Below are 13,289 nucleotides of genomic sequence, written 5' to 3'. Positions count from 1 at the left end.
ATGCAGCGTCCCACGTGTTTTCAGTATCTGTTGTGACTCACCCACCGAAGCCAAGCCACGCTTACTCGGTGGGCGTCGTGCTCAGTTAAACGTCTCGCCTGAGGCTATTTTATCGGCGACAATTTTTGGCGCTTTAAACCGCTCTCCGTACACCGCCGCGAGTTCGTCGCATCGGCTGGAGAATCGTGCCAGCCCGTAGGTATTCACGAACTGGAGCAACCCTCCTGTCCATGCTGGCGCACCGATACCCATGATCGATCCAATATTGCCATCGGCGACCGTGCGCAAAACGCCTTCCTCAAGACAGCGTAAAGCTTCGATCACCTGACGAAACAGCAAACGATCTTTGGCATCGTCAACCGGGATATTGACCTCAGACTTGTAATAGATATCGAGCAGCGGAGGCCAAATGGCTTTTGTGCCATCTTCAGCGTATTCATAAAAACCACCGCCGTGATGGCGACCGCCACGACCGTGCTCGCCAATCATGGTATTCACAACGTCACGGGCGACAGTCCCATCTCTTGCGCTGGTATCGATACCCATTTCTTCCCAGGTCTCCTGAGCCTTACGGGACAGTTCTAAACTCACCTCGTCATAAACCGCGAGGGGCCCAACGGGCATACCAATGGCTTTCCCTAAGTTATCGACCTTCACCGGGTGCATCCCTTCACTCAATAAACGAACGCCCTCGTCAATAAAGGTACCGAAGGTTCGCGAGGTGAAGAAGCCCAGTGAATCGTTGACCACAATCGGGGTTTTGCGAATTTGCAGCGCGTAATCGAAAGCCTTCGCCAATGCGACATCACCGGTGTTTTCTCCCATGATAATTTCAACCAGGGGCATTTTGTCGACGGGAGAAAAGAAGTGCACACCGATAAAGTTACTGGCATCCCGACTCGCTTCAGACAACTGAGTGATCGGCAGCGTTGACGTATTCGAGCCCCAAACACCGCCCTCTGCAAGGTAGCCTTCTAACTCTTGGGTAATCTTATGCTTGAGCTTAATATTTTCGAAAACCGCTTCGATGATTAAGTCACAATCTTGCAGGTCTTCGTTAGCAGCCGTTGGTTTGATCAGCGCAAGAATGCCCTGAGCTTTCTCCTCAGTCATGCGGCCTTTGCTGACGCGCTTGGCCAATAATTTTTCAGAGTAGGCTTTGCCTTTATCTGCAGCTTCCTGAGAGATATCTTTGAGGATAACTTCAATGCCTGCCATTGCTGAGACGTAGGCGATACCCTGCCCCATCATGCCCGCACCGAGAATGCCGACTTTACGCGTCTTCTGGGGTTCAACGTCTTTAGGCCGAGACGCACCGCCGCTGATTTGATTCATTTGGAAGAAGAACGTGTTGATCATGTTCTTGGCAACAGGTGTGCAAGCCAAGTAAGTGAGACCACGACTTTCAATGCGCATAGCGGTCTCGAAATCAACCCGCAGCGCAGCTACGGCGATATCTAAAATTTTCGCCGGTGCGGGTAGCAGCCCTCGTGTTTTTTGCTGCAGCATAGCTGCTGCTGCGGGTAGCATTTGAGCCACGGCCGGATGGTTTACACCGCCACCGGGTATTTTGTAACCCTTGGTATCCCAAGGTTGAGTACTCGCAGCCTCATCGTCTTTATGGGCCTTTACCCAGGCTTTCGCCGCTGGCAGCAATTCATCGAGAGTAGCAACGGTCGCATCGATCAACCCTGAAGCCTGAGCCTTGGCGGGTGCGACGCGCTTGCCCTCTAAAATGTACTCGTTAGAGGCCATCAAACCCATTAAGTAGATCGCCTTAACGACGCCACCGCCTCCGGGAAGCAAACCTAAAGTCACCTCGGGGAATCCTAGCTGCACCGATTTATCGTCCCAAGCCACACGATGATTACAGGCAAGCGCCAGCTCGAGACCACCGCCCAAGGCCGCGCCGTTTATTGCGGCGGCAACGGGAACTGGAAGCTTTTCAATTCGCCGCATGGTGGCCTTGGTAGCCTCAACGCCATGGAAAAACTCTTCGGCCGAGTCTTCGGTCACTTGGCAGAGCATGTTGAGATCGCCACCGGCAAAGAAGGTCTTTTTAGCCGAGGTCAGCACCACGCCAGTCAGGCCCTCTTCCGCCTCGAGCTTGTCAGCGGTCTCGCTGAGCAGGGGAAGAAACGCGTCACTCATAGAGTTCACGGGCCCATCCATGTCCATAGTGATGGTGACGATACCGTCGGCGTCTTTTTCGTAATTAAATCCAGTCATGATAGTGATGTCCTTATCTTTGGCTTAAACGCGCTCGATGATGGTTGAAATGCCCATACCGCCGCCCACACACAGCGACAACATGGCGCGCTTGGCATCTCGGCGCTCGAGTTCATCAAGCATAGTGCTCACAAGGCAGCCACCTGTGGCTCCCAGCGGGTGCCCCATAGCGATAGAGCCGCCATTCACGTTCGTCACCTCTGGGTCTAAATCCAGATCTTGCATGTAGCGCAGCACGACCGATGCAAACGCCTCGTTGATTTCCCAAAGGTCGATGTCTGCTTTTGTCATTCCCGCCTTTTTAAGGCATTTGATGGCGGCCGGGCCAGGTCCGGTCAACATAATGATGGGATCGGTGGCGAGTACTGCTGTCGCAACAATTCTGCCACGAGGCTTGAGGCCCAAGTCTTTCGCCGCACGCTCACTGCCAATCAGAACGGCTGAGGAGCCGTCGACAATACCCGAGGAGTTGCCCGGAGTATGAACGTGGTTAATCCGATCCAACTCTGAGTACTTGTTCATAATAATGTCGTCAAAGCCTAAGCCTCCGTGCATCTCGAAAGAGGCTTTGAGCTTGCCCAGACCTTCCATGGTTGTATGGGGCTTAATGAAGTCATCCCGCTCTAAAATAGTAATGCCGCATTCATCTTTCACAGGAATCACAGACCCATCAAACCAGCCGCTGTCTCGGGCGTGGGTTGCGCGCTGCTGAGATTGCAGGGCATAAGCATCCACGTCCTCTCGAGACCAGCCAGAGAGTGTCGCAATCGTGTCTGCGCCAATCCCTTGGGGCACAAAACCGGTTTTCATAGAAAAGCCCGGATCCGAACCCATGGCGCCACCGTTGGAGCCCATCGGCACACGAGACATGCACTCGATTCCGCCGGCAACCACTAAATCTTCCCAACCCGAGGCTACTTTTTGCGCCGCAATATTGACGGCTTCTAAACCTGAAGCGCAAAACCGATCAAGCTGAACCCCAGCCACCGATTCATCCCACTCAGCATTTTGAACAATCATTTTGGCAACGTCAGAACCTTGTTCACCGATGGGGGTCACACAGCCCATCACTACATCGTCCACATAGGAGGTATCGAGGTCTTGTCGAGACTGCAGGGCGCGCAATAAACCACCACCTAAATCTACCGGTTTTACTTCGTGCAGAGTGCCGTCTTTTTTGCCTTTACTGCGTGGGGTTCGGACAGCGTCATAAATGTATGCAGTTGTAGTCATGATTTCTCCGTTGGGATACACATGGGATTTATGTTTGGCTGCTGTGATTTGTAAATGCTTGCAGCACACCAAAAAAACTGGCGAGTAGAAAAACATACTCCAAGTTCAAATTCAAGCAAATTACCGTCAGCGTACGTCTCGAAAACGCGGCTAATACTCACCTAAAACAATGGCCGAGGCTCTCATAATGCTCAACTTCGCTTTGGCAGTGACCCCGCACTTACCGCCTTAGCAAGCTCACATTTTGGTAACCGGCCCCTACCGATGAGCCGATTGAGCACCAGGCCCCCAACATCAAACCGGGATCGCTGGGGAAAAAGCCTTGTCTGAATTGTTTTAGGCACTTTGTGGTGCCCTGAATTTGGAACTCGCCAGACACAGGCACCGGGCCTAAGGCAGCCATGAGGCGCAGAACAACACGTCCGGTAAATTCGACGCCTACCCCTTCCGCCACTCTCTCGCAGCAATAGTGTTAGTACAGTCTGTTGAAAGGCTTCGAGTAACAGCCTGCCATTGATACGGGCGCCAGACTCGCATCAGTTTGTTGATTCAGCCGGAAGTCCATTTTATGCCGGCATCAATAAACCTGAGCCGAATGCATAGGGCGTACTGCCAGCCACAAGATACGGCTCGTTAACACCGCCATCATGTATCAGCCTGTCTAACCCAATCAGAATATCCGCAGAACCGACATGCCCAGTATCGTGGCCCGTGACAAGAAAATTCTCGATGGGAATTTCCACGACGGAAGCAATCAAATGCAAAAATAGATTGGAGGTCTGGTTAATGATTACCCGTTCGGGATTGCAGTCGAGTCGCGCCTTGAGTGCTTGAAAGCTGCCGGAATAGCCGTCTGAGTAGCGCTGACGCAAATCATTTCTACTTAAACCCACTAGCTTGCGCCCATACGGCGTTTCACCTTCGGGAGCGATAGGGAAACGAGTTCCACCGTATTCAATGAGAACAGTGCCATTGAGGTCGCTTTGGGAAACGAACTCAGCGCCACAAAACGAGGCCTTTGACTCATGCGCTGTATCGCGACTAACTATGGCAGCTGCAGCACCGTCGCTGTGTCCCCAGAGGCCAAGGTTTTCGATTGAGGTGTAGTCAATCGTATACGTCCAGCGCTCAGCAGCAACAATTGCGGCTACACCGCCACCGTGAGTTGCCAGCCAGCCCTGCGCCATATCCAGAGCTGACAGTGCGCCCAGACACCCTATTGTCATATCTAGGCCCATACAATGACTCGGGGCTTCCAGCGCTTTTATGATTTCAGTGGCTACCGACCACGACGGTAAGTAGTCACGAGACATGCCTGCAAACAGAACCAGCTTAAGCTCGCTGGGGTCGACGTTGGCGTCTTCCAGCGCTGATCGCAAGGCGGTGATGCCCATTGTGCTTGGGTGATCGTCTTCCAGGGCGTGACAACAGTTATTCCAGCCCTGATGCCCACTGGGGTCTTGACCTGCAGCTGCGACGATATCCCGCACGGGTTGTGAGGGAGGTAGATATACGCCAGTGCCGAGTACCGATAGAGCGTTGTTCATAGCGATGGATTCTCCGGTTCTTCATCATTAAGTAAACGCTCGACTGCATCGGCAATCTGCTCTGCGCGACGATGCAACACATCGTCTTCCACCATTTGGGTAGGATGATCCACAACGATTGCGGGCAAAGGTCTATCAGAAGGTTGATAGGTCATGCAGCGATCAATCTGATCCCCGAAAGGTTGCGTTAATACCGCGAACCCGGCCACGCCGAGTCGCTGAAGTGCTATTGAGTCAAGCGAACTGCCCGACGAACAACTGCCTCAGTCGGATATACCGCAGAGGATCAGCCCCCGCTCCTGGGAGAGCGATTGCAGCATAGCTTCTGGCATTCGGGTACTGGCGTCAGCCTTAATGAGAATCTGGTCTTCGACCTCAATGCCGCGATCTCGCAAGATACCCTGCGCGTACCCCATGATCACCTTGCTGTTTGGCTTATGGTGATCAACAAACGTCACCTTTGCTACCTTTGGCCTCAGACTGACCGTGATGGCCTCAGGCGTAGGCCTTGGTATTGGGTCAACCAGCAATTCGCATGAAACGTCTCCACAACTGGTGAGTTGTTTCGCCGGCGGGTTGTAGCCTGATCCATTAGTGGTTGATTTTGTCATTACACTCTCCATTGCTAACAACTGAAACTTTTAGGCGCTCTTTATTTGTTTACACACGGCGTGGGTACTCCCAACCCAGCGCGGGATGATGGCTGAAAAACGGCCGCCGTTGCTGCCACATTCGATAAATGTCAATTGCTCGGGGCTTTTCAACGGTGAACGTAATTCCCCGGGTTCAACCTCAGCAAACTCAATCGGGTTCTTGGCGATACGGCCAAAATCTGCCAGCTCGTCGGTTTGTCGTCTGGCGTTTTTATAAATGTACTCCAGCGCCTGTTCACGATTGAAGTCTTTGGCCACAAGTGCCATGTGATCTGGCGGAATAACAACCACGAAACCACCGGAGCGGTAATACCATGCGGTTTGGCCTGCATGGCATAGGGCATCACCAATGGTGTCAAGAATATGAGCGCCTGTATCACCGTAATGGTTGTTCACAGAGGTCGGCCCTTCAGTTGACATCAGCGAGATCGCAGACGCTGTTTCGGGCAAACCATACTGCGTGTGGTAAGCCCCCCACTCTGTATTCGGGTGCTCTGCGATGCAAAAGCTGAGTCGTCCTGGGTGACCGATAGTGCCGTGGGACTGCAGCACGCCGCCACCTCGCCCACAAAAGTAGCGCATCATTTGAGCAAAGCGTCCAACCGTGGCATTTGCGCGACAATTGGCACCCAGCGCATTGGTTTCGTGTTCAAAACCTAGCTGCTCAACTATGGGACCACTGACAATGACCAAAACCGCAGCACCACCAGTAGTCACTTCTACGCCACTGAGATTGAGTTTGGGGTCCAGCAAGCCTTCGGTCAGTGCTCTCAGCAATGGGCCGTATTCGGTTTTACAACCGGCCATTACTGCAGTAGCCGCGGCTTTTTCCGCCCTAATAACGATATTCTGCTCTGGGATTTCACCCACCGCGTCGGAACCCTGCCAACCCATAGCCTCGAGCATTGCACCCACAAGACTGCCGTAAGGTGGAATAACGGGGAGACCATCGGTCCAGCCATTATCCATACAGTTTTCAATGTCTTCGAGTGTTGCGTAGGTCGTCATAGGATCTACTCGAATTGAATGTTCCAAACATGCTATGCCTATCTAGAAACTCAAAGGGACAGCACCCGTGTAGACAATAGCAGCGGGCTTGTTAGGCGAGCATCGTACACCTGCACTATAAGACGGGATGAAGGCCCTTATTACAACCCGCGTACCCGTATTCGGTGCCTATGTGTCGCGCAGGTATCCGACACCAACTTCATGATTTGGCTCTGGCGATTCACCCTTTTTTTGGCAAAGATGGACGGGAGCAAAAGAGTGACTTGATCAAACTTTATTTTGAGCTGCGAGAAAATCTCGCGTCCAAGCTTCAGAATCATCGATGGTGTGACAACTGATGTCGGCATCAAGATGCAGGGCTTACTCTGGGCGATGCTGCGATTGAAGAGGAAGCCCTAAATATCAATTCGTATGGCTGTGAAAAACACTGCCGCAGATTATTTCAACTCCCTGTGGCGCCCTGAATTTGGAACTCGCCAGGAACAATAAGCACTCTTAATTTATTTAGCTAAACCGACTTTTTTCCGACCAAGATAGACGCTTTCCAAGACTTCTCCGTAAAAAATTCAAGCTTTGTAAAAAGGCACTGATTCCCCTTAAGTTGGAATCCAGTTCTCCTTTTTAACAAGAATGTCTCGCAGAATTCTCGTTGGTGTCTACATTCAGGTGATGGCATCACGCAACATTTGATGACTAAAAAAAATAACTTCAACTAAAAAAGGCCAAAACTATGCGCTATTTTTCAGTTCTACTCCTTACGCTTTTCGCAAGTTCCGTGTTGCAGGCACAAGAAGCCCAGATGCGCTCAGAGTTCGTTTATTGTTCGCTGAATCCAGAAAAAACAATGGATGACGTCAGAACACAAAGCCAACGATACGGCGAATTTTCGAAGGCCAAAGGCACCAAGTACGCACAGGCGATCATGACGCCAATGCATAGCGGGGATACCAGCAACTACGATTACATCCTCTGGGGGACCTGGCCAGATGGCGAGGCGATGTATAAAGAGTGGGGCTCCTATGCCAATGAGTATGCTGATTGGCTGGCAGAAAACTCAGAAGGCGAACCCGCAGGACCTGCATCGAGTTGCAAACGGTCTGTCGCCACTATTGACAGCCTCGTAAGTCGCGTCGCAATTCCAGCGGAAGACCGAGATGCTAAGCGTCCTGTTCAATTTTCTCCTTGTTCGCTCAAAGACGGTGTATCTATCGATCAAGTCTACGCTCAGGCTGCAGCTAATAAAGAAGTTATGGAAGAAGGCGGCTTCAAGGGCTGGGCAATCAGCTATTTATTTCCCTACATGGGATTTGATGGCGGCTCCGAATTCGACTTTATGCAAGTCAACTATTGGTACTCCTTTGATTCCAGGGCTCACATGGCAGTTAACTGGCTAGACTTTGCCGCGGAGAATCCCTCTATGGAGACCAATATGAATCTGTTGGTGAGTTGTGAAGGCTCAAACTCCTTTGTCTATGAGTCGACCTTTAACAACCTGTAAAAAACCTCGCGGGGTGCTCAGTGTCAATGAGCATCCCGCACATCAACTCAGAGGAATTACAGTGTCACTGAGATCCCTGGTGATTACCTCACGAATCTGCGCCTGCAGTTCTTGATAAAAGTGACGTGTGGGTGCGTTGCGGCGGTATAAGAAGGCATGCTCTCGGAACAATCTCCCACCCTGCAAAGGTTGGACGCGCAACTCCTCGGGTCTATGGATCTCGCTGCGCACGTAGAGCGCCGGTAAAAATGCAAGGCCCATACCCATCACCACCATTTGACGCAGTGTATCTAAGCTCGTGCCCTCATAGTCGGTATTCAAACGCGCACCGGTTCGCTCACAGATGCGCTCAACCTCTCGGCGTAACGTATGGCCCTTCTCAACAGCGAGAATCTCCAGACCACTGAGGTCGCTTTCCGCAACATTACTATGCGGGGCCACGTCCATATCGACCGGGCTTGCCAGATAGAGCGGCTCCCGAAACATGGGTTCTCTAACTATCGTGTCGGGCACTGTGGAAATGGGTCCGATGACAATGTCGAAACGCCCTTCCTCTAAGCCCTTGAGCAACATATCGGGCACCTCTTCCCTAACGTGTAGGCGAAGCCGCTGAAATCGTTGATGCAGAGTGGGCAGTAAACTGGGCAACAGGTAGGGACCCAGCGTTTGGGGCACACCGAGACGGTAGGTCGAATGACTGTGATTGCCAATGAGGTGCGCGCTTTCCACCATATTGCGCCACTGGGAGAGGAGCGATAGCGCCTCGGGCAAAAGATCTCTTCCCACGGGTGTCAACAATGTGGCGTTTCGGGTGCGTTCAAACAGCACCACGCCCAAGATTTCTTCGAGTGCGCGAAGCTGAACCGTCAGCGTAGGCTGAGTAACACCCAGTCGCTGCGCCGCCTGACGCAACGAGCCAGCATCTGCGACTTCAGCAAAGTATTCTAGCTGCCTCAGGGAAGCCATTTTTCTTACTCCGTCTTCTGTGGACTGAGAAACACGAACTTCACAGGGCTGATATGAAGCACCACCATTGGCCAATCGTCACGTAACAACGCTCTTGGTATCCCTCTGAATCGAAGGCTTTTCTCTGGCCTTGCTCAGGAAGTACCGGCTTTTAAGAGTCAGATGTCTTGCTATGACTCAATAAAAAAACACCTTGGAGATGGGTATCACCAGCATATAGCAAAAATCTATCGCCAAATAGTAAAACCTTTCATATACCATTGCACGTACATTACGCATCTTTGAACAAACACGGTATTTGTCATGCGCGCTGCATACACATTCGACTTAAAACACCTCAGGGGCGATATCTACGGCGGTCTCACGGCAGGCGTTGTGGCCATTCCACTGGCTCTCGCCTTTGGCGTGGCGTCGGGGCTTGGCCCCATGGCAGGTATGTACGGTGCCATCATTGTGGGTTTCTTCGCTGCTTGGCTTGGAGGCACGCCCACCAATGTCTCGGGCCCAACCGGCCCTATGGTGGTCGTCCTCGCGGGCTTATTTGCCAGCCTTTCGGGGGATGTTGGTCTGATTCTAACTGCGGTTGTCTTAGCCGGCGTCTTTCAGATCATTTTCGGCCTTATCAAGCTGGGAGATTTCATTCGGCTCGTGCCCTACCCCGTGGTCTCTGGGTTTATGAGTGGAATCGGGGTCATCATTATTATTCTGCAGCTCGACGCCACCCTAGGCCATATGGCACCTGCGGGCACCATCCCTGCACTTCAGTACCTACCAACTGCACTTACCGACATCAATATGTCGGCGCTTGCCGTTGCAGCAGTGACGCTTATCGTAGTTTACGGTTGGCCAACGGCTTGGGGAAAGTACTTGCCCGCCGCATTAGCGGCTCTCACGGCCGGCACAGTGGTATCGCTGTTTTTAGGTGAGACACCGATTTTAGGTGATATACCTAGTGGACTGCCCAGCTTCCATATGCCCAGTTTTAGTCAAGGCGCCATGATGCTGGTCATTGAAGCCGCATTTATCCTTGCTGTGTTGGGTGCCATCGACAGCCTGCTGACCTCCCTGGTCGCTGACAACATGACGAGGACACGGCATGACTCCAATCAAGAATTGATCGGTCAAGGTATAGGTAACGCGGTAGCAGGCTTATTTGGCGGCATCGCCGGCGCCGGCGCGACCATGCGAACCGTAGTTAATATTCGCTCCGGGGGTCACACAAAAATATCCGGCATGATTCACTCAGTCGTTCTTGTAGCCGTGGTCTTGGGCCTTGGTCCTGTCGCCGCCTATATCCCCCACGCGGCACTCGCTGGTGTGTTAATCAAAGTGGGGCTCGACATCATCGACTTCAGCTACCTCCGTAATGCCCACCGTGGTCCGCGATGGGATTTGGCGCTAATGGCACTGGTGCTGGGTCTGACTGTACTGGTCGATTTGATCACCGCCGTGGGAGCAGGTGTCGTGCTCGCGGCATTGGCTTACGTCCGCCAGGTCGCAAAAGCACAGCTTGACGACCTGCTGTCTCGACCCCTTACCGCAACCAGCGAGGAGGAGCAGGACCTGATCGAGACCCTCAAAGATCGGGTAACGGTATTTGAATTTGGAGGGCCCTTAAGTTTTGGGGCTGCCGCCGACGTAGGCCACCATGTGAGAGAACGGTATCGAGATGGTATGCATGCCATCGTCCTAGATTTTTGCCGAGTACCCTTCATTGACGTTTCGGCAGTGCGCGCAGTTGAGACCATCGCTTGCGATGCCGAACGTGCGGGGAAAAAAATATACATTACAGGTATGAGTGATGACATCGCCGATACCATGGTGGGGTTAGGCGCTGACTGTTGCCTCGATCTAGGTAGTGCAAGGTATACCGATCGGGTTGAATTACTGCGTACTTTAAGGGACGAGTATGCCGGCAAGCTGAGCCGTCGCTCGCGTGCTAACCCCCCAAAAACCACCGTTGAAAATTAAGCCTTGGCTTAATCAGAGAGGGTTGTACCGCAACCCAAAATTGAACTAGGAGAATGAAGTAATGACCAAGCAAGACATCGTGCAGTTGTTTGCCAATTGGAACGCAGCACTGCAAACCGGCGACCCGGATCAAGTGACCGCGCTTTACGCCACAGATGCCATCCTGCTACCTACCGTTTCAAATCAGGTGCGCCACAATCATGCTGAAATCAGAGATTACTTTGTAAACTTTCTGAGCAAACAACCTCAAGGCGTCATTGACGAGGCTAATACTCGGCACTTGGCAGAGAATTTAGTCAGCAACGCCGGGGTGTATACCTTCACCTTCGGCGACGGGAGCTCGGTCACCGCACGCTTTAGTTATCTCTACCAGCAGATCGACGGGGACTGGAAAATACTCGAACACCACAGTTCAGCCATGCCAGAAGGCTGAGAGTCCAAAACAGTTCTTGCGCCAAGATTGTCTGAGCTTGGCACCCAAAAAAAACCCCGCGTATCAGCGGGGTTTTTTAATGCTCAGCCGGCTAACTCACCCAGCACCATGCAACTCATCAATGAGGTTTTTTGCCGCCTCTCGGATCACATTTGTATCTGATCCTAAAAGGGTAACGTGCCCGACTTTACGACCTTTTCTATGCCCTTTACCGTAAGTCTGAATAAGACTGCGCACGCCGCCCTCAGGCAATGTGGCTGGAAACTTATCATCAAGAAGATTGACCATAGCCGCAGCACCTGCAAACGAGACCTCGCGAACCTTGCCCCCTAAGGTGCAAACAACATGCTGAGTAAACTGATCGGCACCCACGGCACCAATAGTCCAATGCCCCGTATTGTGCACGCGGGGAGCTATTTCATTCACGATGAGGCGCTCCTCGGTCACAAAGAACTCTATGGCCAACACTCCCACGTAATCCATTGCATTCACGAGCGAGTGTGCGAACCGCGTCGCCTCATCAGTCATCGCATCAGTGACGTTGGCGGGCACCAAGCTGCCAATAAGAATGCCGTCACGCATGACGTTTTCCGTCATGGGGTAGGTCATCACCGCCCCATCACTATCTCTAGCCACAACAATCGCTAACTCACGCTCAATAGCGATCTCAGCCTCAGCAATCACTGGAAAGCCATCGTCGGGGATTTGTGCACTGTCTGCAGCAGAAGTTACCCGCCACTGCCCGCCGCCGTCATAGCCCCCTAGGGTTCGCTTACAACGGAGGGCGCTCTGTGGCGCGGCCGCCATACCCTCAAGCAATGCTTCTCTGCTGGCTGCACAGAACCAAGGGGACGTTGGAATCTCCAAAGCATCAAGCATGGCTTTCTGGGTGTCTCGTTCACGCAGTACGACCAACGCCTCGTAGCGCGGCGCCAATCCGACGGTATCCCGCACCCGCTGCAAGATCACGTCATCAATGCTCTCGCGCTCAACGGTTACCACATCACAGACACTCAGAAACGCTTCCAAGTCTGAAGCTTCAAAAATTGGCCCCAAGCCCTGCACAACAGGTATTTCATCGAGACATAAAAACGCGACAGACACTCCTTGCCGGTTAGCAGCCTCTCCCAACATCTGACTGAGCTGGCCACAACCAATGATGCCCAAGCGAGTTTTCAATCGATCACATCCTCTGGAACAGCGGCTGTTTGCTCTTCTCGAAAAAGGTCTAGGGCTGCGGCGATCGTTGGGTCGTTGTTCGCCAACATAGCCGCAGCAAACAGCGCTGCGTTGGCAGCGCCTGGTTGCCCAATGGCAAAAGTAGCCACTGGCACACCTTTAGGCATCTGAGCGATGGAAAGCATGGCATCGGCGCCATTGAGAACCGTAGCAGCAACAGGCACGCCAAGAACGGGTACCGGCGTCATTGCGGCACACATACCTGGCAAATGAGCAGCCCCGCCGGCGCCGGCAATAATCGCTTTCAAGCCCCGGCCTCTGGCTTCGCGGGCATAGGCATAAAGTCGATCTGGAGTTCTGTGGGCTGAAACGACTTTACACTCATAGCGTATACCAAGAGCGTCGAGCATATTGGCCGCCGCTTCCATCACACTCCAATCAGAGCGTGAACCCATAATGATACCGACCGAAATATCCATGACGCTTGTCCTCGCCCCCTGTCCTTACACCTCAGGGCAGCTCTGCAATGAAAAGCGGCGCAGTATACCTCAAGTGTCAGGGCGCTTCACCTT

11 protein-coding genes are annotated in these 13,289 nt (G+C 52.6%); 3 read left to right on the top strand and 8 right to left on the bottom strand.

The window, feature by feature from the left end:
- Nucleotides 1–81 precede the first annotated feature (81 nt).
- From ACMAZB_RS05110 to ACMAZB_RS05090, 5 genes are all read right to left on the bottom strand, one after another.
- Nucleotides 82–2,229: a 3-hydroxyacyl-CoA dehydrogenase NAD-binding domain-containing protein gene (locus ACMAZB_RS05110; RefSeq protein WP_435219669.1), complete on the bottom strand. Its 2,148-nt coding sequence runs from the start codon at nucleotides 2,227–2,229 to the stop codon at nucleotides 82–84.
- Between the two features lie 24 nt (nucleotides 2,230–2,253).
- On the bottom strand, nucleotides 2,254–3,462 hold the full coding sequence (locus ACMAZB_RS05105; RefSeq protein ID WP_435215005.1) for an acetyl-CoA C-acetyltransferase: 1,209 nt from the start codon (nucleotides 3,460–3,462) through the stop codon (nucleotides 2,254–2,256).
- A gap of 566 nt (nucleotides 3,463–4,028) precedes the next feature.
- Entirely contained in the window at nucleotides 4,029–5,009 is a 981-nt protein-coding gene (locus ACMAZB_RS05100) for a 3-oxoacyl-ACP synthase III family protein (protein WP_435219668.1), read from the bottom strand.
- Nucleotides 5,006–5,620 carry a UGSC family (seleno)protein gene (locus ACMAZB_RS05095; RefSeq protein ID WP_435219667.1) on the bottom strand — a complete coding sequence of 205 codons (615 nt, stop codon included), beginning with the start codon at nucleotides 5,618–5,620 and terminating at the stop codon, nucleotides 5,006–5,008. Before ACMAZB_RS05095 ends, ACMAZB_RS05100 begins: the two co-directional genes overlap by 4 nt.
- Before the next feature lie 30 nt (nucleotides 5,621–5,650).
- Nucleotides 5,651–6,697, bottom strand: a complete 1,047-nt coding sequence (locus tag ACMAZB_RS05090; protein WP_435219666.1) for a hypothetical protein — start codon at nucleotides 6,695–6,697, stop codon at nucleotides 5,651–5,653.
- 703 nt (nucleotides 6,698–7,400) lie between these two features.
- On the opposite strand from ACMAZB_RS05090, the gene ACMAZB_RS05085 reads away from it, so the two are divergent.
- Nucleotides 7,401–8,168 (top strand): hypothetical protein, encoded by a 768-nt coding sequence (locus ACMAZB_RS05085; RefSeq protein WP_435219665.1) that lies wholly within the window; start codon nucleotides 7,401–7,403, stop codon nucleotides 8,166–8,168.
- Nucleotides 8,169–8,210: 42 nt separating this feature from the next.
- Here ACMAZB_RS05085 and ACMAZB_RS05080 read toward each other — a convergent pair whose 3' ends face one another.
- Nucleotides 8,211–9,134 carry a hydrogen peroxide-inducible genes activator gene (locus tag ACMAZB_RS05080; RefSeq protein WP_007236052.1) on the bottom strand — a complete coding sequence of 308 codons (924 nt, stop codon included), beginning with the start codon at nucleotides 9,132–9,134 and terminating at the stop codon, nucleotides 8,211–8,213.
- 303 nt (nucleotides 9,135–9,437) lie between these two features.
- Between ACMAZB_RS05080 and ACMAZB_RS05075 the strand changes: the two genes are divergently transcribed.
- A complete protein-coding gene (locus ACMAZB_RS05075) occupies nucleotides 9,438–11,105 on the top strand; it encodes a SulP family inorganic anion transporter (protein ID WP_435219664.1) in 1,668 nt (555 codons plus the stop codon).
- Between the two features lie 61 nt (nucleotides 11,106–11,166).
- Nucleotides 11,167–11,538, top strand: coding sequence for an SgcJ/EcaC family oxidoreductase (locus tag ACMAZB_RS05070; protein WP_435214998.1), 372 nt, complete (start codon nucleotides 11,167–11,169; stop codon nucleotides 11,536–11,538).
- A gap of 96 nt (nucleotides 11,539–11,634) precedes the next feature.
- On the opposite strand, the gene ACMAZB_RS05065 is transcribed toward ACMAZB_RS05070, so the two are convergent.
- Entirely contained in the window at nucleotides 11,635–12,717 is a 1,083-nt protein-coding gene (locus tag ACMAZB_RS05065) for an ATP-grasp domain-containing protein (protein ID WP_435219663.1), read from the bottom strand.
- Entirely contained in the window at nucleotides 12,714–13,196 is a 483-nt protein-coding gene (gene purE, locus ACMAZB_RS05060) for a 5-(carboxyamino)imidazole ribonucleotide mutase (RefSeq protein WP_435219662.1), read from the bottom strand. Before purE ends, ACMAZB_RS05065 begins: the two co-directional genes overlap by 4 nt.
- Nucleotides 13,197–13,289: the final 93 nt, after the last annotated feature.

This window comes from Luminiphilus sp. nBUS_07 (assembly GCF_051201685.1).
Classification (GTDB): Bacteria; Pseudomonadota; Gammaproteobacteria; order Pseudomonadales; family Halieaceae; genus Luminiphilus.
Note: the sequence above shows the minus strand (reverse complement) of the source record. Positions and strands in the feature narration are given on the sequence as shown.

Coding starts and splice junctions, on each gene's coding strand:
- ACMAZB_RS05110 (WP_435219669.1), bottom strand. CDS start 2,229: ATGACTGGATTTAATTACGAAAAAGACGCCGACGGTATCGTCACCATC.
- ACMAZB_RS05105 (WP_435215005.1), bottom strand. CDS start 3,462: ATGACTACAACTGCATACATTTATGACGCTGTCCGAACCCCACGCAGT.
- ACMAZB_RS05100 (WP_435219668.1), bottom strand. CDS start 5,009: ATGAACAACGCTCTATCGGTACTCGGCACTGGCGTATATCTACCTCCC.
- ACMAZB_RS05085 (WP_435219665.1), top strand. CDS start 7,401: ATGCGCTATTTTTCAGTTCTACTCCTTACGCTTTTCGCAAGTTCCGTG.
- ACMAZB_RS05080 (WP_007236052.1), bottom strand. CDS start 9,134: ATGGCTTCCCTGAGGCAGCTAGAATACTTTGCTGAAGTCGCAGATGCT.
- ACMAZB_RS05075 (WP_435219664.1), top strand. CDS start 9,438: ATGCGCGCTGCATACACATTCGACTTAAAACACCTCAGGGGCGATATC.
- ACMAZB_RS05070 (WP_435214998.1), top strand. CDS start 11,167: ATGACCAAGCAAGACATCGTGCAGTTGTTTGCCAATTGGAACGCAGCA.
- purE (WP_435219662.1), bottom strand. CDS start 13,196: ATGGATATTTCGGTCGGTATCATTATGGGTTCACGCTCTGATTGGAGT.